Origin of the sequence: Paenibacillus sp. GYB003, from assembly GCF_036577625.1 — a bacterium.
Taxonomy (GTDB): domain Bacteria; phylum Bacillota; class Bacilli; order Paenibacillales; family NBRC-103111; genus Paenibacillus_AB.
Genome location: NZ_JARBDC010000075.1, coordinates 12,983 through 34,462, shown reverse-complemented (window position 1 = coordinate 34,462; position 21,480 = coordinate 12,983). Strand labels below are relative to the sequence as shown.

General features: G+C 56.5%; 12 protein-coding genes and 1 pseudogene. All 13 read right to left on the bottom strand.

The window, feature by feature from the left end; translation table 11 throughout:
* Positions 1–38: 38 nt before the first annotated feature.
* The 13 genes and pseudogenes from PV407_RS24210 to PV407_RS24150 all read right to left on the bottom strand — a co-directional run bounded on the left by PV407_RS24210 (position 39) and on the right by PV407_RS24150 (position 21,417).
* On the bottom strand, positions 39–2,327 hold the full coding sequence (locus PV407_RS24210) for a restriction endonuclease-like protein (protein WP_332092580.1): 2,289 nt from the start codon (positions 2,325–2,327) through the stop codon (positions 39–41).
* Complete coding sequence (locus PV407_RS24205) at positions 2,299–4,488, bottom strand: MrcB family domain-containing protein (RefSeq protein ID WP_332092579.1); 2,190 nt, start codon at positions 4,486–4,488, stop codon at positions 2,299–2,301. The genes PV407_RS24210 and PV407_RS24205 overlap by 29 nt, the downstream gene beginning before the upstream one ends.
* A 328-nt stretch (positions 4,489–4,816) precedes the next feature.
* Entirely contained in the window at positions 4,817–6,724 is a 1,908-nt protein-coding gene (locus tag PV407_RS24200; RefSeq protein ID WP_332092578.1) for a 3'-5' exonuclease, read from the bottom strand.
* 820 nt (positions 6,725–7,544) lie between these two features.
* A pseudogene (locus tag PV407_RS24195) lies at positions 7,545–7,652 on the bottom strand (hydrolase TatD); the annotation flags it as partial.
* Complete coding sequence (locus PV407_RS24190; RefSeq protein ID WP_332092577.1) at positions 7,633–8,226, bottom strand: RNA 2'-phosphotransferase; 594 nt, start codon at positions 8,224–8,226, stop codon at positions 7,633–7,635. The pseudogene PV407_RS24195 and the gene PV407_RS24190, both read right to left, overlap by 20 nt.
* 456 nt (positions 8,227–8,682) lie before the next feature.
* Positions 8,683–10,356, bottom strand: coding sequence for a restriction endonuclease (locus tag PV407_RS24185; RefSeq protein WP_332092576.1), 1,674 nt, complete (start codon positions 10,354–10,356; stop codon positions 8,683–8,685).
* A 198-nt stretch (positions 10,357–10,554) separates the two neighbouring features.
* On the bottom strand, positions 10,555–10,860 hold the full coding sequence (locus PV407_RS24180; protein ID WP_332092575.1) for a hypothetical protein: 306 nt from the start codon (positions 10,858–10,860) through the stop codon (positions 10,555–10,557).
* 127 nt (positions 10,861–10,987) lie between these two features.
* Positions 10,988–11,875 carry a GNAT family N-acetyltransferase gene (locus tag PV407_RS24175; protein ID WP_332092574.1) on the bottom strand — a complete coding sequence of 296 codons (888 nt, stop codon included), beginning with the start codon at positions 11,873–11,875 and terminating at the stop codon, positions 10,988–10,990.
* 25 nt (positions 11,876–11,900) lie between these two features.
* The gene (locus PV407_RS24170) at positions 11,901–14,795 is read right to left on the bottom strand and encodes an NHLP bacteriocin export ABC transporter permease/ATPase subunit (RefSeq protein ID WP_332092573.1); all 2,895 of its coding nucleotides are present in this window, start codon (positions 14,793–14,795) and stop codon (positions 11,901–11,903) included.
* Positions 14,792–17,011: an NHLP family bacteriocin export ABC transporter peptidase/permease/ATPase subunit gene (locus PV407_RS24165; protein WP_332092572.1), complete on the bottom strand. Its 2,220-nt coding sequence runs from the start codon at positions 17,009–17,011 to the stop codon at positions 14,792–14,794. Before PV407_RS24165 ends, PV407_RS24170 begins: the two co-directional genes overlap by 4 nt.
* A 14-nt stretch (positions 17,012–17,025) precedes the next feature.
* The gene (locus PV407_RS24160) at positions 17,026–17,889 is read right to left on the bottom strand and encodes an HlyD family efflux transporter periplasmic adaptor subunit (protein WP_332092571.1); all 864 of its coding nucleotides are present in this window, start codon (positions 17,887–17,889) and stop codon (positions 17,026–17,028) included.
* Positions 17,889–20,699, bottom strand: a complete 2,811-nt coding sequence (locus PV407_RS24155) for a cyclic nucleotide-binding domain-containing protein (RefSeq protein ID WP_332092570.1) — start codon at positions 20,697–20,699, stop codon at positions 17,889–17,891. Before PV407_RS24155 ends, PV407_RS24160 begins: the two co-directional genes overlap by 1 nt.
* 520 nt (positions 20,700–21,219) lie before the next feature.
* On the bottom strand, positions 21,220–21,417 hold the full coding sequence (locus tag PV407_RS24150; protein WP_332092569.1) for a hypothetical protein: 198 nt from the start codon (positions 21,415–21,417) through the stop codon (positions 21,220–21,222).
* Positions 21,418–21,480: the final 63 nt, after the last annotated feature.

The window sequence follows — 21,480 nt, the reverse complement described above, 5'->3', positions numbered from 1 at the left end:
AACTTAAGAAGTTCATTTGTAAAAATCTAAATTTCCCTTTATACCCGCAACTCCCCAATCTCCCCCGCCCGATCAAACACATACTTACTCGCATACATCACCCGCTGAACCCCGTTCCCGCCCGGCAGGATCGGCTTGGCTCGCTTCACCCACTCCTCAATCGAAAACACCACATACAACTCATCCGCTGCCCCACGCCCCGACGGAATTTGCGTGATCTCTTTCCTTTGTACGACCTTCCAATCGGCCACTTTCCCGTAGACACGTATTCCCGCTTCTTCCCGTCCAAACAATTGAATCGACTGATAAAGCGCTACATACTCGATTTGCGTCAATAGTTTATGATCCGTAATATTGTGAAGCGGCGTATGGTAGAAGCGATGATCCAGCGCAGCGTCAAGCTGCTCCTTCTGGCTGAGTGCGCCGATGAGTACATTTTTACCGGAAAGCTTGTTCTTGTAATACTCCTTTGTTCCCCGAGGGCGAGTGGCTCGTTCATACGCTTTCTCCGGAGTATCCAAGATGATCTCATCCAGAAACTTCTCCATCAAGCTCGTCGAGTTCGGCAGAAACGGGAACGCCCCGATATTAATCTGCTCGATGCTTCTATAAAAATGATGCTCGCGGAATTGCTCCTCGTCGTGGTACGGGAACAGGACGTACGCTCCGAACATGCTGCGTTCGAACTCTTTGTCCTTCTCGTTCATATACACGATCGCGTCCCGGTACCGGTGCATCGTGTTAATATCGTCTTCCTCCGGTCCTGGCGTTTTGTAGTCCCGATGGTACGACGTACCTTCGTAGGCCGGGTTTAGGCGGTATTTGGCGTCGAATATGTATTTGTACTCAACCGAAGCATTATTCTTCTTCAACGTCAGGACGTTGTCGGGCCGTTGGGATAATGTCGGCGTCTTATCTCCTTTCGGCAACGCGTTGTAATACAGGGTAAACGTTTCGCCGTTCTTCGGATTGCGATACACCATCTTCGCCTGCTGGGATCGGTCCAGCGTGACGAATAGGCCGCTGCGATTGACTCGGATAATGTCCTGCTTCACTAGCTCGTAGTTTTTACTGAGCAGGTGATGGATTTTGAGAAAGCACCAATACTCGTAAAGCAGCGCCAGGTCTTTCATCGACATGCGGAACAGATCGCTCTGAATCGACAGTCCTTTCATCAGCATCAGGTAGTAGCGGTATACTTCCCGGTAGCCGGCCGCCATCTGCAGCACGAGCGAAATGGACATGTGACGCATATCGCCGACTGCCAAAAAATCGGATTTCAACATCCGCTGAAGCTGCATTTGCATCAAGTTCATTTTGTGCGTGAGCTCCGGATCTTCCGCTCGGCCCTTTTGCGCTAAACGGAGCTTCAAGTCCTTCAGCTTTTGTTGGATGCGGAGCAAAACCCAGCGTACAAACCGATTTTCGGCGGTGTCGTAATCGATATGCCGTTTCGTTTCCAAGACGTGGCTGGGAGCGAGCTTCTGACCTCCCACTGGGATCCATCCATATTGGCTGTTCTCAGCGAGTAGATGTGGCCGTTTTGCTAGAAAGGCAATATTCTCTTTTCCCGCTTTGCGAACCCGAGCGGCATCCACAACCCGATTCTCGACTTGAAGCTTGGCATGCGGCGATTGCTTAATGCGTTCAATAGCTTGTACCAGTTGGCCAAACACGTGCTGCAAGATGGTGAAAAATTCGGTCAAGCTTTGGTTCCGGGTCTCTTTCAATCCCGTTAAATGATACGTTTTGCGCAAGAAATCGAAAGACAAGTTATAGATTTGTTCGTTCACGTCGTTCAGGATTATCTGGTAGTCTTGCTTGTAATCCATTTTTGACGGAAAAATTTCAAGCTGCAGCCGGAGGGCGGCTTCCCCGTTTACTCGAAGCTCAAGCTCGGTATAGCCGACTTCGTTTTGAAAGTTTACGATGCCGGATAAGATCGATCGGCCCAATGGCTTGATCGCTTGTCGGATGTATAAGTTCTCGTGGTGAAAGCTTAGGGCCACGTCCTGCTTTTTCTCGATCACAAGCTCGTACGATTGGGTTTCGTAAAAGATCGGGCGGACCGGGGTCCCTGCCATCCATGGAACCAGTTCCCCGAGTTCCGGCGAAAATATAGAAACGGACTCAATCGCTACCGAAGCCGTTAGCGACAACGCCGTGAAATGAGCCTGAACCCATTGCTCGTCCTGTTGCCGGTGAAGCTGCAGCGTCTCCACGGTCGGATAATACGGCTTGCCCTGGATATACCAGTTAAACAAATTCGTCTCTACGCGGAGCAACTCGGTCTGTTGATTAGGAAAGCCAATAGGACGTGAAGCCATCTTCCTCTAACCTCCGCAGCATGAAGGCGATTTTCTTTGCGCTTTGCGGGTATTTTGCATCGTCAACATTGAACCCGGTTTGGAATAGCTCCGTAGGATCGTCCATTAAGTTTTGGATCGGCAGTCGGCGACCTATCGCTTCTTCTAAAAGTCTCAACAACACTCTGCGCACGGTTGTTGAGCTGCCTTGGACTCTGGGCAATATTTTCTGAAGAAGCTGGAGATCGAAAGCCGCCGCAGGGTCCAGCAAACCAAAGCGCTCATTGTACAGCATATAGAAGCAAATGGCGTCCCGAATCCGAAATCCAACATGTGCATGGATATCCTCCAAAATGCCATTTATCTTCACCAGCTTCTCAGTCGTCTCTTCGACCAGCTTCCGGTTATCCCGATAGATGTCCACGAGCTGCAAATATTCGGAACGTAACAAAGAGTTAGACGCCGGTATAATCTCGCTCGCGGTACCGGTATCTTCATCCCCCGGGTATTGCCCGAGGTGAATATAGTTAAACTCGATCGTGTTGGCCCGGTCGAGCACCTTTTTGCTAAATGGATGCGTCGTCTCGTCCATATTGACGGTACCGATCATATATACATTGTCCGGCAGGTGCAAGTTGTACGTTTGTTGATCCTCTTCAATCGCCAAAGAGTCGCGGTGAAGCAGCGGCGCCGTGACGATCCGCTCCCCCTGCCATTCCTGCGTTTCCAGCACGCTGAGCAGATCGCTGAAGTAATGCTCGACCCGAGCCAGGTTCATTTCGTCCAAGCATATGAAATAGGGCTTGTTTCGGTTGTCGGGCTGAGCCGCTTCTACAAGCACTTCGGTTAGCTTGCCGGGACGGAAGGTGCCAGATAAATCTTTATATCCGAGTAAATCGGATGGGTCGCTCCAATCCGGCCGAACCGGGATTAACGTAAATTGCCCGTTGGCGCTTGTGGCGCCGAGCGCTTCGGCGAACAGCTTGACCAGCTTCGTTTTGCCTGTACCGGATACGCCGGCCAGGATGACGAACGGCTTCGTTTTCAAACATAAATAAAAGTTTTCGATCAGGTGATCGGGATACGAGAAGCCTTTGCGCTTGATATACGCTCTGATGATGTGGATCTGGTCCGATACGGGAATAGGCTTCAATTGCGGCTGCTCCTCTGGTCTAGCGGGTGGCTCCGCATCGACATATTGCTTATAGTTTTCGACTACGTTCCGCAGGTCGGCTACAAGCTGTTCCTCGCTCGGCAGAAGGTCCCGCTCGTACCGATAATACGCCACGGTAGATACTTGGTAGTCTAGGCCGAGACCGGAAGCAGTCAATTGGATATATTCGTCTGTACGCATCCCTTCGAGCGGGAGTACGCTTCGAATATAGGCTGCTTTTTGCCGGAGATACTGGTAGGCTCTAGGCTTGCCCATCTCCTTCGTCGGAGCGGTGACACCTTGATGAAAGGCCAAATACACGGCACTCATATCGTCCGCGAACAGATACACGATATATTCTCCGCGCTGGGTCGTTTCCGTGTTACGACGGTCCATGATGGCAATCCATGGCACGGTAGCCCAATTGCCCATGCCGACAGAGCCTTGAATGCGCATTCGACTTCGATCGATAAACGGCAATTGGTTGATTTCCTGAGGAATCGTATGCCGGACGAGCGTGCCTAGCGGGTGATTGGTGAACGGCTCTCTTTTGGCTGCAACATATTGGGACATCACTTGATGAAGATAATCGCGAAGCGATGTTCCGATCGGCTGCCTGTGCTGCTCGTAATAGCTGTCCAATTCCCGATGTGCGAGCTCTCGTAGCTCTTGTGCCATTTGCTCGGACCATACAGCCTGGAGCTCATCGGTGAAGCGCAGCGTCTGCTTGCCCGAGTCGTGGACGAGGACCGAGCTTAGTGCCTTCATAGGCGTTTGGATCAGACCGTTGATTTGGAAGCCCTGCACTTGACTCCATCGGTTCCCTACGCTTTCAGGTGGTTGATCGACCGGCAGTCTTTGTGATTCGCGGAGTTGCATCAGCTTCAGAAAGCGAGCTCGTACAAGCGTGACGGGCACTTCCCGCTTTTTCAGCTCCTCAAGCGTGTCGAGCATGGCTAAGACGAGAACCATTTTGTATGATTTTTGTTTATGGGCGAAAATGCCCGTTAAGGTTGTAGGTAGCGTCATGGGGATCACCTGGATAGTCTTTGTTGGGACTTTCGACGTATACTAGCATAGTTCGACGAGTTTCCAGTGGATTCCTTCTTTGGTAAGAGGGATTTGAGGGGGAAATTGAATCAGTAATAAAAATAAGACCAGCACGAGGCAGCCCCAGAACGGAACCACTCCACCAGTCTTATGGAAAAAAATATCAAATTATGTTTAACAAGTCAAGGTGCATTTCCTTATTCTTCATATAATTACCGTTCGGGCATATGGTATATGTACGAGCCACTCTATTTCCCCCTAGTTTCAATTTACATTTCTACATATTCCTTCCTTTTGTCTTGCCCCGTCACCCTAACTGCGACCCCGACGTCTGACGCTCGCTCCGCTGCTTACTCACCGCATCCAGATACTTCGTAAATTTGGACTCCCCGCTATAGGTGAGGAACAGCCACTCCAATGCCCTTGTCATGCCTATGTAGAATAGCGAAACTTCACGCTCCTCGACTTCTTCCAAAGGAAACGGCATGCTCTCCACGTTGACGATGAATACCGCGCGGAAATCGAGTCCTTTCGCGCTATCGATTGTAGAGATTTTGACCTTAGGCTCATCCCGTACAAAGCTCCGCTTCGATTCCGCGTTTTCCGTAATCCATGTATAGGGCAAATCGTGGTTTTCCAAGCTGCTCTTGATTTCGTCGATATACGAAATCTGATGGCTGTTCTTGACCCGATACAGAATCGCTATATCTTGCAGCGGAATTCGCTTCTCCCTATGGAGGAACGTAATCGACTTGGAAACGAAGTTCATTTCCTCTCCGATATTTCGGAAGCATTTCATGATGGGCTCCGGGCCCTTTCGCTTCGTCGATTGCGGCGGAATAATCTCGACTCCCTCGATCGATCCTTCCTGCACAGTCTTTTTCAACTGGGAGTGCTCTTGATAGAAATCCCAAGCAAACTGCACGATTTGCGCCGTATTCCGGTAATTGATGGATAGTACTTTGGAACGTCCCCGGAAATCGAGGCCGATGTCCTGTACCAGGCTCGTTTTCCTTTTGAATATGGTTTGCGCCCGGTCTTCTACCAGAAGCAGCGACTGGGTATCCGGATTCAAGCAGCAGCCCAGCAGCTTAAGCCAATCCGCTTCGAAATCTTGCCCCTCGTCGATCATGATCGCATCATAGGTTGGCAAAATCGCTTCGTTTTTGCTCGCTTTCTCCAAAAGCGCGGGTATCTCGGTGTCTTTCATATGGAGGCTGTTCCGAAGCCACTCATGAAAGTTGTATACCTCGACCTTCGATGTTTTGTCATTTACCGGCGGTACCGGATTGATCAAATCGAACAAATCGTCAGGTTCGTTCATCATCCGCTCGATCATTTGCTTCAAGCTCCGGGATAACGGGATGCCGTAGCATAGAACGAGAATTTTCCAATCGGGCTTGGTCTTGGCGAGCATTTTGGCTCGGCTGGCCAGTACTAGCGTTTTACCGCTTCCCGCCACACCGCGGATCAACCGGTGTTTATCGCCGATCTGCTTGGCCATATTTTCTTGATGAAGATCCATCGTCTTGATGTTATGCAGCGACAGCAGCAGTTGATCTTGATGCTGGGTAGGAGGCTTGAACTCGGCGCTGATCCGTACCTCCGGGAACAGATGAAACCGAATCGCCTGGATGTCTTCATGCGACAGTACGGTTTTTCGCTGATGCCATATCGTAAACATGCCATGAATCTTTTCGAGCAGGATATCCGGAGAGAAGCTTTCCTCGTCCGGGTCGATTTCGTCCCTACACAGAACAAACGAAGGCTCGATCACCTGATACAGATTCAGCTTAACGAAATCCTCCTGCTTGAGTCTGGTGAAAACGGTGCCATATCCGTACGGAAATTTGAGATTGGTTCCCGATTCCTGGAGCAGGTTTCGATCCTTTTTCAAATGATCGGTCAAGAAGCGAGCGTTATCTCTCGCTTGCTTTAAAGGACTTTTCGTCTTTACCAGTTCCCCGCTCGTATTGCGCAGCAGCCACTCGTCATGGTTGATCTGATACAGTGTGCCTTTCGTATAATCTTTGACCTCCAGAATAACCAATCCGAGATCGGGACCTATAATGACGAAATCCGGCCTTCTTCCGCGAATTTCGGGTTCATAATAGACGATATAATCGCTCGGCAAATGATCTTTTAACGTTTCGAATAAAATGCGTTCGCCTGCGGTTGCGCTTCTCGGAATCGTTTCCGGAACCATATAAGCCATATGTCGACTCTCCTAGAACGTATTACCTACTTTTCTATTATTATATTACTAGAGGCTGGGAAATAATATACAAAGTATGACAATTTTCCTACTTACCTTACACAGGCACATGACTATGAATAACGGAATCCGTATAGCCTAAGGGATCAAAGCGGTCTTACTATAACGGACCAATTGGGATTTACTAAAAAACTATAGTATTCACCGCAGTAAGCTTAGTAATGAAAAGAAACATATTTGCATTACGGACGTTTATATATTTACAGCAGACGACTAACTTCGGAATGAGGTGAACTATGCAAATTTTAGACGGTCTCTAGCTTCCCAATAAGGAGGTTAGAGAACCTGATGAGTAGAAGTGTAAAAAAATCGCCGGTATGGACCGACCACAGCACCCCCGGAACTCGCTGGAGCAAACGACAAGCCAGCAAAGCGGTTCGGCGCTTCAAAGGCGATGTTCAAAATGGAAAGTGGTGCCGGAAATTGTTTTGTTCGTGGGATATTTGCGATTACTGGTTTTACAAAACCAGGCAGCAAGCGATACACGAATGGGAAACATCCCGTAGGCCGCGGGTGCAACGATTAACTCGAGGGAAGTCATTGCACAATGGGAAAAGCTCTATAAAAGAAAATAAGCTCAAAGCGTCGGCTAGGGAAGCCCGGCGCTTAAGCTTATTTTTTTGTAGCCGTCAAATCCGGAAAAACTCCGCCGCCGTTTCCGGCGTGGCCTTGGCGACTTCCGCCGGCTTACCGATGCGGCGGGCTACCGTTCGGACAAGCTCCTTCAAGTGCTTGCCTATTCGTTCATCGCAAATCCAGCAAGGGACAACACGCCGTTCGCTGCCGCCCTTTCGATCACCTGCTCGCGATCCTGGTGAAACGAACGGTGCATCAGATTGACGCCGATATCAACGATTGGATGATTCATGATTCGAGTGCGCCTTTTCCTCGGGCTCCATGACCGAACAGCATCCAGGCGGCACACGGTCGGCTAACCACACTTCGTTACCGGCGTAATAGAAGGTGACTCCTGATTGCTTCGCACTTGGCGTATCTACCTGGAGAATCACCGACTCTCCCCTGCGGCTTCCCGCCAACGTCGCGAAATGGGTTCCTTCCGACAAATGAACATACTGCCGGCTCATCGGAATGAGCCCTTGCTTCAAAATCGATGGAAGAGCCTTCTTGTTCGTGCCATGGTAGAGAATGGACGGGGGCTCGGCTGGAGCATATTGAACTTTATCATGACTGTGACCGTACCTTGCTCGAATGCGGCCGCCTTCGATTGCGAAGCGCTGCTTGTCCGAATGGCGGACCACCTGCTCGATATGTTCCTGTTTGACCCACGACCACTTGGGTTGGGCTTGAACGGCTTCCAGTAAAACGCTTATCGGACACGAACCGTCCTCCGGATCCAAGACAACGCCATAATGCTCGGGCGTGTGCCGGAGCAGCTTGGTCATGAATTTGCTTAAGCTTTTTTCCTGTGCTGGAGTTAACATGGCTTTCCACTTCGCTTTCTATTGCTACTTGTTCTTGCCTTCGATACTTGCATTATAACCATTTCGAATGCTCGGAGGCGGGGAATATTTGGGTAGACCCAAACGTTACCGCTGCCAATGCAAAAAAGATGCCTGAATCCGGGGTCAGATTCAGACATCGTATCCATGTTACAGACGCGGATCGATTTCCCGCTCCTGCGCAACTTCAAACAGCAGGTTGGCCGCAATCTCCTTGTAGTTCTCATGCTCGGGCGCAATCTCGTCAAATGGAATCGCCAGCATTCGCATCCCAAGCTGGTACTCACTGAGGGAGGTGCGAAGCTTCTGCGTTAAATGTAATGACAAACTAAGGATTTTGGAGGTTACTCAAATTATCAAAGCTATCTCCGCTCTACTCATCGATACTTGCACTCAACAATTCTGTTCGAAGCTTACGAATTAATATAAGACACGGGATCATGTAAATGCAATTTTTGCCTTTACACCCTGTTCCTCAAGCATATGCAATAGCACACGTCCATCAATAAGCTCAATGGGTTTGTCTTTCGCAAAGCTACGAGCGTCCGGTCCATATGTTGACGTGGTGACCAAAATACCTTTTGAGGCATTTTCATTCATCATTGTACCGTAAAGGTCTCGCACTGCTGCAACTTCAACTGTATTTTTATAACGCTTAGCCTGGATTATATACTTTCCGCCAAATACAGGACGAGGGTCGAATGCAATGACATCAACCCCACCATCTTTGCTGGAACGGGTAAGCTTAGATTCAAGTCCCATCTTTGCGAAGAGGTTACAAACCAGGTGTTCAAAATCGAATGGATCCATCTCCAGAAGATTCGACCGGTTATCCAAACTCCCGAGCATATCTCGTTCGTCGACAAAGCGCTTGTCGTACATCATTAGATCAACGATCGGTTTTACCGGCGTGAGCTCTGTAATCAATGGCGAAATTTGTGCCTTAAGTCCTTTAATACACGCAATAACGTCTACCATACTGAGCTCGAACTTCATAAATTCCTCTTTCCTGGTTTGGATCGTAAGGAGACATGGTCGAATTCCAAGTCCTGTACTTGGATCGAACGTGGACACAACTCCGTTGAAGACCACTGAGTTCAGGTTTCCTCCCTGATCAGCCTCAAAAAGTTCATGAAGCGTCCGAAGAGCAATTGATGCTAGAAGCGATGAATAAATTTCACTAATCTCTTTGGGCTTAAAAGCCGTACCTTTGATTTCATCACGGCTTTGCGTATACTTGTATTCTTTATACTCAGGAACAACCGTCACATCGGGAAGCTCGTATTCAACCAACAGTTCTTTGCTTTCGTTTATGTAAAATATGTTGAAAGTTTGTGGGAATATATCACTGTAATTCGAACGTTCGAGCACCATTGTGTTATATGCTTCAACTGCATCTTTCTCGCCTTTAAAGTAGTTGATTTTAAATTGATCAATCGCTTGATTGTGCTCAGTTAAATCCCTTAAAAAGATTTCCTTTTCTTTTTCATAACTAATTTTTGCTGCTTCCAGAGCAACTTCATTTTCCTTCTTAATTTCTTCAATTTGTTGTTGTAAGGATCGATGATGGCGGTTGGCGCTGTTGAATGCCTCTTCTGCCTCTACTAGTGACTTAAGCCGCGCCTTTTTGCCGATACCAAGCAACTTTTCCGCAATTGAAGCTTCTTTTTTTAAACCGGCAAAAAACGCTTCGCGAACCGGTACCGGATTATCCGGAATTAGTTTTAATGTTGGAGGATGAAAAGCCGGGAACTCATCACGTTTGTACAGTGATTCGAAGGAGATATTGTCATCCACGCTCAACGTCGTGCTTATAATGGATCGGAACTCATCTAGACGGTAAACAACCTCGTCATTTAAGTCATTGGTTTCTTCCTTGCGACTTTCAATATAAAGTAACTTTTGTTCCTTCTCGAAAGCTTTTTGGTCACGAACCGCCTGTTTCATTGCGCGTTCATTATCACGCTCTAGCTGGCGTTGATACTGCCGCTGTAACCGCAAATTCCGCTCTTGTTCTCGGATAGCTGCATTCCTTGAACGTTCAGCGGCGCGTTGTGCTTTCGCTGCTTCTTTAGCAATTTTGTTTAACGTGCCAATAAACCCGCGTGCCACATGAATCCCCCTCGATGTACCGATATATTTAGACATTAATATACAAATTATAACATCCGAGGGTGACTTTGTACCTTCCTATTTGATCAAATCATCGTGACGTATAGACCTTTCCTCAAATTGTACGTCATATTTCTTGCTATTAAACCGTCTAAACAAAAAAAGCATGGGCCAAGCCCACGCTTCATCGTTTATCGTTCACTTATTGGTGTCGTAAGGAGGACCGTACCGGATAAAGCTGCTGGACGAAACGCCGCCTGCGACGGCTTCCAGCTCGGATTCGTCCAGCTCCCGTTCCCCGGTGAATTCCGTCTCGCCCTCCAGCTCTCCCTGCTCGTTCATATAAAAGGTGATTTCCACGCCTTCCGGCAAGTCGTGTCCCGTCAATTCCTTTACAGCCGCCCCCGCATCGTCCAAAGCCAGCTCGAGGAATGCATCGTCCTCGGCGACGCGCTCCTTCAGCTGCTCGAACGCCGCGTTAGCCGATTCCACTGTCCATTTCAATGTCATACCCTCCTCTAATTTGGAAAACTATTCCACTCCTATTTTACACGAATTTGCTCCGAAAGTCCCTACTTGTTGTTATCGTTTATTAGGCCCATTTCGACTTTTTCCGCTTCGATCGTGACGGTCATAAAGGCCTAAAGGAGGTCCGAACTTCGGTCACCTTCGGCTGGAGCGGCATCACCAGCCGCCGTATAATGCCCTCCATCTGCCCGTTGCCGTCGCGCACCTGAATGACGCAGACCGGGACGCCCGTGGCCAATCCCGCATGGGTCGTTCGCACCGCCAACGCGATGCCGAGCCATGATTTTCGGTACGCCTCCCTCAGGTATACGGCGCGGTACAGCAGGACGTCGCCGCCATCGCGGTCGACGATCGACCATCCGGCAGGCTGTTCGCCGTCCAGCAAAATAAAGCTGCAGTCCCGGTCGATCAGCTCCGGCTGGCGGTTCGGGTCGAAGTAGGAGCGATACTCCGCCTCTTCGCTTAAAGGCAGCGCCGCGATCCGCTCCGCCAGCTCGGGGGACCATGGGACGATCCGGTACCGGGACGGAAGACGGTCGATCCGCAGCCAATCCGCCCGGGCCAGCTCCGCCATGTCAAACCGGTAAAAGCGGCTGTACGGCGCCGGCCGCTCCCATCCGCCGCTCCCCAGCAGCCGTTCGAACGGCGCGATGTTCGGCAGGGCGAAATATTCCGCGTCGATGCAGGGCAGCTTCTCGCGCATAAGATGCGTCACCAAGGCGTCCAGCAGCGCGCGGCCGATCCCTTGCTTGCGGAACCGCCCCTCGACGAACACCGACAGCAGCCGGCTCCGGCCGTTCGGCTTATCCGCGTGGGCGACGATCATGCCGGCGGGCGTTTCGCCGAGGCTGGCCCGAAAGGCGATAAGGCCGGAAAGCGCCAGCGTGCGTTCGTCCCGGAAGCAAGGGCGATACGATCGATACGTATAGGCGAGATAAGGGCCGCAGTTGGCTGCGGTGACCGGTTCGATCCGGAGCGGTTGCATATGCATGGCGGTTGGGCGGCTCCTTTCCATTTTACATCACTTGGCGGGCCGCCATCCGGGCAAAATGGCCGTCGCGGCGAATCAGTTCCTCGTAAGTGCCTTCCTCGACGATCCGTCCCCGCTCCATCACGACGATGCGGTCCGCATGCCGGACGGTGCTCAGCCGATGCGCGATGACGACGCGCGTTACGTTCATCCGGTCGAGCGTGCGGGTGATTTTTTCCTGCGAGATTTGGTCTAGCGCGCTCGTCGCTTCGTCCAGAAACACGATGCGCGGCTTATGTACGATCGAACGGGCGATCAAGATGCGCTGCACCTGCCCCCCCGACAAAAAGCCGGACGCGTCCGACAGCACCGTATGCATGCCCATCGGCAGCTTGGCGATATCCTCGTCGAGACCGACGGCCGCCGCGGCGTTCCAAGCATCGTCAAGGGTCAAGCCTCCGCTCTGCCCGATGATGTTGTCGGCGAGGTCGCCCGCCCACAGCGATCCGTGCTGCAGCACGACCCCGCATTGTTTGCGCACCGCGGCAAGGTCCAGCCCGTTCAAATCTTTGCCGTCGTAGTATACCGCACCCGACTGCGGACGGTCGAAGCCGATCAGCAGCCGAAGCAGCGTCGATTTCCCGCTGCCGGACGCTCCGACCAGCGCGACGTATTCGCCGGCCCGAATGTGCAGGGACAGATCGTCGAGGATGACGGGACCTTCTTCTTCATAGCGGAACGTCACATGGCTCAGCTCGATGTCTCCGGACAGCTCCCCCGGATCGCCGCGCGTCTCCTCCGATTCCGGACGGGCTTCGAGCAGCGGCCGAATACGCCGGTAAAGCGGCACCAGCTCGAACAGCGGCAGCGTCGACGCGCACAGTCCGATCACCGAGCCGATCAGCGTCGAGTAGGCGGCGAAAAAGGCCGCGAACGCTCCCGGCGTCATGCCGCCGGCGTTTCCGCCCGCGAGGCCGAACAGCAGCGCGCCGGCGAGGATCGGGTACCCGCTGCCGATCACGAGCAGCACGCTCTGCACCGATCGGAGCCGGTACGCGTAGGCGCGCTGCTCGCCGAACCGCCGGCTCCATTGATGGAACGCCCGCGCCTCCGCCCCGGCCACTCTGAATTTCGCGATGCCGCCGAGCAGTTGGACGAGCAATCCGTTTACGCGCCCTTCGAGCTCCGTCTTTTGGCTCGTTACCTTCATTATCGGATAAGACAGCGCGGCGAACAAGAGCGCATAGAGAACGACGAGTCCGACGCCGAGCCAGGCGAGCGACGGCCGGTAGACGAACAGCAGCGCGATCTGCACGATCGCGAACAGAGCGCCCGCCATGCCCGACAACAGCCAATTGGACAAAATACGGAAAAACGCGTTCACGCCGCCGACCCGGCTCGCGAGATCCCCCGAGCTGAACCGGCGAAAAAACGGAAGCGGCATGCGCATGAGCCGGTCCCATACCGCGCTTTGCAGCGAGGCGTCCCAGGCGCCGAATACCCGCAGCCAGGTGGCGGACTGCGCGACCGCAAAGCCGAATACGGCGAAGGCGATCGAGGCCAGCAGCAGCGCCATCGGCGCGATCGGCTGCGATCCCGCATCCGGCAGCAAATGGTCGACGAGCAGGCCCGTCGCGGCCGGAAAGCAAAGCCCGAGCAGGCTCGCCGCGAGGCCGAAGACGATGCCGCTCCGCAAATCGCCGCGCCATCTCGGCGTCAACGCCAGCTTGGCCAAATCCCGCAGCCGCAGCGGCCGGTTCGGCAAAGGGCGGTACATCTCGTAAGCGAACGGCTGGAAATAGACGACAGTCTCCGCATCGACATAAAACGGCGCTTCCGCCGACGGATCGAGCCACGCCTCGTATCCGCCCCTCCGTCTCGGCAGCAGTGCGGCCGGCGTCCCGTCGTCAAGAAAGCCGAGAAGCGGTCCGTGATCGTCCCGGTACCATTCGTCGCGCAGCGCAACCCGCCGGTACGCGATCCCCGACTCTTGAAACAGCCGCTCCGGAGCGAGCGGTTTGCCGTCGCCCCGCCGCTTGGGCGCGCGGACGGATAAGCCGATAAACTGTCCGACCCGTCTGCAGCAGGCGACGAGCGGATCGCCGCCGTCATCGTCCGCGCTTGCGCCCGCGCTTAAGCCGCCCGGGCCGGCGGCGCGCGACAGCCCGACGACCGCCCGCTCCATCAGCAGGCGATCCCGCGCCGCGCGTTCGCGAAGCTTGGCCCGCTGCGCCGTCTCGGCCTCTTCCGCCTTAAGGACAAGCGCTCGCGCGATCAAACGATGGTAGGAAGCCAAATCTTTTTCCCATCCGGGCATTTCGCTCGCTTGCCCGGTCGTGTAAGCTTTCAGTCGGTTGCCCGCGGGCGAGGCGACCCAGCCGTCTCGGGTAACCGGCACCTTGGACCCCGCCCGCACGCGGGGCAGCCGTCCTTTATTCCAGGGCAGGAGCGGCCCGTTCAGCGGCTCGACCCAGAGCACTCCGCTCTCCGACACGAAGGCGGCGTCCCGCCAAACGACCGTTTCTTCGAACAAGCCGACCGTTTCGCAGCCGGCCGGCGGGGCGGCGATCGCGGCCGCTTGGCCGAGCGCGAGCAGCCATTCGTCGATTTGGCGCGCCCATTCGGCGCAATCCTCGGGCGATGCGGCGAACGCTTCGAACGTCCGCCGGAAAGGAAGCTTCCACACGTCCGCCCCCGGCATCACGTCGGCCATCCAGGCGAGCTCCCCGTCGTCCGTCAGCGGGAAGAACAGTCTTTTCTCCTCCACGCGAAGCAGAAACGTTCGTCCGCCCGCGCGCATGCCGCCCGCCTGCATCGGCACCGCGTACAGCTCGACCGCGCCGGAAGCGACATAATACAAGCAGTCCGGCTCGTTCAGCGCAAGCCACGGCTCGTCCCGGCGGTGAAGCGAAGCGAGCCGGGCCAGCATCGTTTCGTTCATGACAGCTCCATCCTTTCCGCCGCGGCATGAAACAGCCGCGCATAAGGTCCGTCTGCGCGGGACAGCTCGCGATGCGTGCCCTGCTGCACGATTTTTCCCTGCTCCAGCACGAGAATGAGGTCGCAATCGCGAATGGCGCTGAGCCGATGGGCGATGATCAGACAGGCGCACCCTCGTCGCCGGATGTTTCGGTAGATTTCGGCCTCGACCAACGGGTCGAGCGCGCTTGTCGCTTCGTCGAGTATGAGCAGGGAGGGCTGCTGGGCGAGCGCCCGGGCGATCTCGATCCGCTGCGCCTGGCCGCCGCTGAAATTGCGCCCCCGCTCCTCGACCGGATGATCGTAGCCGTTCGTTCTCGCGCTGATCGTCTCGTGAATGCAGCTGTCTTTCGCCGCCTGGACCAGAACCTCCTCCGGAATCGTCTCGTCCCACAAGCTCAGATTGTCCCGAACGGTTCCTTCGAACAGCCGAATGTCCTGATCGACGAGCGCGACGGATTGGGCGAGCACCGGACGGGGAATGGAGGAACGCTCCTGGCCGCCCAGCAGGACGCGGCCCGACCACGGCTCGTACAGGCCCGCCGCCAGCTTCGCGACCGTCGACTTGCCGCTGCCGGAGCCGCCGACGATCGCCACGCTCATTCCCGGCTCCACGCGAAAGGACAAGCCTTCGATGAGCGGCGCTTCGAGCGGGCTGTACCCGAATGACACCTGTTCGAACTCCAGTCGGCCGCTCGGCTTTCCGACGGTCGCCTTTCCTTTCCTCGGCATCGCCTCGTCCGTCGCGGCCGGGCCGCCGTCGATCCCGCTCGGGTGCTGCAGCACGTCGTCCAGTCGGAGCAGATCGCCCTTCATGTCCTGCAGCTCGCTTCCCATCGAGACGAGCTGCTTCACGGGCTGAAGAAAGCCGTCGGCGAAAGCGAGGAAGGCAAGCAGCGTGCCGACGGTAAACTCGCCCTGCCGGACGAGAGCGCCGCCGAGAACGAGAATGAGCGTTTTATTCAGCAGCTCCAGCAGCACCGGCACCGCGGACAAATATTGCGCGGACAGGCGCGCCTTCTGCTCGGAATTGACGAGATTCGCCTGGTACCCCGCCCACCGCGAGAAAAAATCCGCCTCTCGTCCGCTCGCCTTGATCGTTTCCATGTTCATCATGCCGGCGACGGACACGCCCGTAAATTTTCCGCTGTCCGCCTGAAGCTTCCGGTTCAGATCCGACCGCCGCCGCGACACGTACAGCAGGTACGCGACGTTCAGCGCGGCGATGCCCAGCGCCGCCAGCGCCAGCGATGCCTGGTAGACGAACATCAAGACGAGATACAGCAGCATCAGAAGCAGATCGATCATCGTGCCCGCAAGCCGTCCGGTCAAAAAGGCCGCCACCCGGTCGTTCAGGCCCGCTCTCCCCGCCAGCTCGCCCGAGAATCGGTGCGCGAAAAACGAAACCGGCAGACGGAGCACATGCCAGATGAACATGCCCGACATGCGCAGCGACAATCGCGTCTCCATCCGGAGCAGCACCTGCTCCCGCAAGCCGGTCAGCAGCATGCGCAGCGCCATGACGGCTCCCATGCCCAACAGCAGGGCGACCAGCCCGTCCAGCTGTCCGGCGAGCAGCATACGGTCGACATACACCTTCAGGAAAACCGGGACGAGCACGCCGAGCGCCGCCATGGCGGCACCGGCCAGCAGCAAATACGCAAGGCCCTGTCCGGATCCGTGCAGCCGTTCCTTTAAAGAACGGGTTACGGAAAACGGCTTCCCGCCGCGCTCGAACCGTTCGCCCGGCTCCATCGTAATAACGACGCCGGTAAACGATTTGTCGAACTCGTCCTCCGACACGACGGTCGGTCCGTGCGCCGGATCGTTCAAATATACTTTGCCTTTTCCGAAATGCTCGACCACGACGAAATGGTTGAAATTCCAGTGCACGATAAACGGCGGCTTCAGCTTCCGCAAGCTGTCCGGCTCTTTTTTGAAGCCTTTCGCCTCCATGCCGTAGCTTCGGGCCGCTTTCACGATGTTGCTCGCTTTGCTGCCGTCCCGGGAAACGCCGCAGGCGATCCGCAACCGCTCGATCGGCTCGTAGCGGCCGTAATGCGACAAAATGATGCCGAGCGATACGGCGCCGCATTCGATCGCTTCCATCTGGAGCAGCGTCGGCGTCCTGATCCGCTTCCGAAACCGCCCCGCGCCGCGTAACGCCATCTTTCCCATTCCCTTCCTCTCCATTAAAACAGCCACTCGATGGGGCGAACGGTTCGAATCGTAAAGTCGACTGCGCACGGCAGTCCGGACTGCGGGACGAAGCGCGAGTCCGTCTTCGGCGCCGTCCAGCGCAGGCCGGACGGGTGCGCGGGCTCGCGCTCCAACCGAATCCGCACCTCCGCCACCGGGCCCTGCCGCGCGAATTGCTCGACCATCCCGGCATTGCCGGTCATGCGCAGCATGCGGTCGCGGTCCGCCGGAATCGAAGCGACGTGCGCGACCTCGCCGACGAGCGCGCCGTTTTCCCCGGCCGCCTCGCCGCTAAGCTTGACGCGAACCGCCGTTCCCGGCCCGATCGCCTTCGCCTTCTCCAGGGGCAAATAGACGACCGCCTCCATGTCGCGCCGCGGATCGCCCGTTTGCAGCGCAACGACGGAGTCGCCGCTCTTCACCCATTCGCCGACGCCGCGATGGACGGCCGCTACGGTCCCCTCCTGCATGGCGACGACTTTCGTCTGCGCCGCCAATCGTTCCTGCGCCGCCGGATCGCCGGGACGCGCCGCCTCCGCCCAAGCCGGATTGTACATGCGGGCGATCGTTTGTCCCCGCTCCACGTATTGTCCCGGCTCGACGGAAATATCCGTCAGTTGGCCGTCCTGCAAAGCGTTCACCTGCACGACGCCTCCCGGCGTCGTCAGGACGCCCGCGCCGCCGATCCGTACCGGGATGGCCGCGGTCAAGCTCCACGCGACGGCGGCCGCGACGAGCAGCAGGACGGACGCCAGCGCGATCCAGTAGGGAGGGCGCGTGATCGTGATCAGCACGTCGAGCTTGTCCGGCGTCGACATTCGTTCCAGAGACGTTTTCCGAAACACGTTTCGGTTCATCATCGGCCCTCCCGGTCGAAATCGTAATCGCGAAGCATGCCGGGCCATTGGCGTATAAGGTTCAGCGCGTCGGACAGCGCGTCCGGGGACAAACGCCCGGCACGCTTAGCCGCCTCCGCCGCCAGCAAAACCGCGTCGTAGGCCGCCGCTGCGTTCCGGTCCGGAGAAAGGCCGTACCGTTCCTCGAAAGCCCGCGCCCAGCCGCGCGCGGAGTCCGATCGATCCGGCCCGTAGGCGGCCGGAACTTCGAGGAGCTGCGGCTTGTACGCCCCGTTTTCGCGAAGGGCTGCGCCGAGCGCCGGGCCCGCCTGACGTTCCGGATCGTACAGCACGATCGCGGAAACGCCCAGCGCTTGCCATTTCGCGAGCAGCCCGCGCTGCCCTTCGTCGGACCGGACGAGCATAAGCCGGTCGGCGACCGCGATGCCTGCCGCTTCCGCGGCGGCCTCCAGCGAGGAGGCGAGTTCTTTGCCGTCCGCCGAAGGGGCGTAATAGATGGCGACGGACGAAGCGCCGCGGTCCGCGAGCCGTCCGACCCATGCGCCGGCTTCGAACGGCTTGGATGCCGACAAGTATAGCCGGCTGCGCTGCCGCTCCGGTTGCTCCGGTCGCGGGCCGGACGGCGCCTGCCCGTTCAGTACGATCCAGGGCGTTTCCGCAGACAATGGCGGAGAAGCTTCCGCCGCGATGCCGATCGCGGCTTGTTCCGGTTCGGACGCTTTCGCTGTTTCGCCCGCGCGAACGTACCGCACCCGAATCGCCGGCGAGTCTGCCCCGGACGCGGCGGCGTACGGCCCGGGCCCCGATATGGCGAACTCCGCGCCGCGCCGAACCGACGCCGCTTCCTGCGGATCGTCCGGCAGCACGATATCGAGCAGCAGCCGCTCTTGGAGCGCCGGCGCCGCATCGCCCGCAGACTTCGCGGCCGTAAGGCCCGCAAGCTGCCATACCGGAAACGCCGCCATAAGCGCGAGTCCGGCCAGACCGCTTCGGCGAAACCATTCCTTGGCCGGTTGGGCATGACCTTTCCGTACGGCGTCTCCGGCGTATACGCCCAGCATCGCCGCCATGGCCGGAAGCGCGGAAGAAAGTCCATAGAACGTCCAGGCCGGCATCGTCAGCAGCAGGCCGATCCAAACGGCGGGCAGCGTCCCGGCCCCCGCGCGTACGAGAGCGACCGCCGCGAGAAGCAGAAGCAGCGCGACCAAAGGCGGCACATGCCCCCAGATCCGTTCGCCCGCCGCCAAACCTTCCGCGGAGACGCTCCATTGGCTGAGAGGCTGCGCGAGACCGGCCAGCAGGCCGAACACGATCCAGTTTTTCGCCTGCGGCTCGCCGAACAGCGGCTTGTCGCGCCGATGAATGGCGAGCAGGCACGCCAACGCCGCCGCCGCGATCCAGACGAAGGCGAATTCGCCTGCCTCAGGCCCGGCGAGCCACATGGCCGGAACCGGCGCCGCCATCGCCATCAGCGACAGCGTGTCGCGGTACGTCCAGGTGCCGATCACCTTCAACTGCTCCCGCAGATTGGCCCGCCCGCCCCCTTCCGCCGTCGGTTCGTAAGCTTTGCTTTTGGCGAAGAGGCGGATCGGAACCGGCGCAATCGCGAGCAGGATCGTCACGGGCAGCGCGGCCGTCAGCCATGCCGGAAGCAGCGGCGACGAGAGCGGTACGTCCAGTACCGTTAAGGCCAGCCAACCGGCGAGGGAGCCTTGGACAAACAAGGCGGCCGACGGCAGCAGCAGCGCATCCGTTTTTGCCGGGGGAAGCGCCGCGCGAAACGCCTCCTCCCGCAGCTTCGCCGACGGCAGCAGCGCGGGAGCCAGCAGGCCGACCAACGCCGCCGCCAGACGCGGCATCCGTTTGTCCGCTTCGCTTCGGACAAGCAGCGTCAGCAGCAGACGCTGCACCATGCCCGATTGGTACACGACTTGCGCGCAAACGGCGTAGAGGATGGCCGTAAACCAGGTCGCGTCGGAAAATCCGGCAACCAGCTGCCCCGCGGTCGCCGTGCCGGAGACGGCGACGGCTAGCGTCATTAGCGGCACGGCGGCGATCGGGGACCAACCGCCGGCGATAATGCCCGCGATTCCCGCGCATACGATCGCGATATATATCGCGATATCCCGGGGCGCGGACGCGACGTGCGCGAGCAGAACGTAGAGGAGTCCTCCGGCGAACAGGGCGAGCAGGGCGCCCCGGCCGATTCGGGTTCTCCGGCTCGCGGTCGAGGCGGCCATCTCCGCCAGCTTTTGCGACGTCGCGGACGGCGGCTTGTCCGCGTTTGCCGTTCCGGCTGCCGCCGCTGCCGACGGTATGCCGCCGCCGGCCGGCAAAGCATCCGCCGCCGCCGAGCTGAGCCGAAGCCCCGACTCGGCCTCGGCCGTCGGCGCCGGGCCCGACGCTATATTCAGCGCCACCAGCCGGTCGGCCAAAATGTTGGCGAACTGGATCGCCAGCGAATTATGCTCCTCCAGCAGCGCATCGAATTGCTCCTTCAGCAGCCGCAGCACGACCACGTCGGTCTCGGCGCGTGCGGCGGCGGACCGGGGATCGCCCGTCAGCAGCGACATTTCCCCGAGCGATTCCCGCTCCCCCAGCACCGCAAGCGTCCGATCCCCGTCCGATTGCAGGTAAACGCGCACCTTTCCCTGCATGATGATATAGAGCGAATCCCCGAATTCCCCTTCCTCGAACAGCAGCTCTCCGCGGCGGTAGCTGTGCTGCGTGAACTGGGTCAGCAGTCTCGCTTTGAACACCCGGTCCATTTCCGCGAACAGGGGAATGTTGAGAAACTCGATCTTGCTCACGTGTATCGCTCCGCTCCTTTCGGACGTTCCCGGCCGTTCCGTCGCATCGATCCGGCTGCTGAAACGAAAAGACGACATCGCGGACAAGGCGATGGGCGATGCGCCGACAATGCCTTGATCCGAGTCGTCTCTCGTTCGTCAACATCGTAATAGCCCGATACGTTTCCGTAGAAGGCTGAATTCAGTCGCTTAGCCTGGCCGTCATGGATGCAAGATGGCGCGCGCTCGTATGCGATAGGGCCGACCGGTAATCGTCCATCCTTCCCGGGACGATGCCGGCCTGCCGACTCTCCTGCGCGTATCATCTACTTTTCTACTATTATAGTATTAGAAGCGCGGAAAGCATATACAAGTTGCGACAATTCTCTTGTTTAAAGAATGTGGTGGAAGGCAATTATTTGCGAAAGCGGATTCAAAAATCTTAAACATAGGCGTGGAGGAATGTTACGGGGTTCGCGAGGAACAGTCAACGGCTAAATAAATTACTTTATTTTTGTATTCACCTTAAATCCCGCCTTTTTTAAATCAGCTTTAAGTTTGTTATCGGATATTTTACCGTAGTAATCGTCCATCTTTTTAGTCCAACGCTTAATCTTGCTGCCTTTCCCTTTTCCTCTCCATTGTCCAGTTCAAGAAAATCATCTTCATCAATCGAAACGTTACATTTCATTACTGCCCAATCATCGCCAAGAAAATTGGGGTTCCGACTAACTTTCATCCGGGCCCCACCGCGAGTCGTAAATTTTGATACAGCCGGGTGGTAGTTATCGAAGATTTTTTT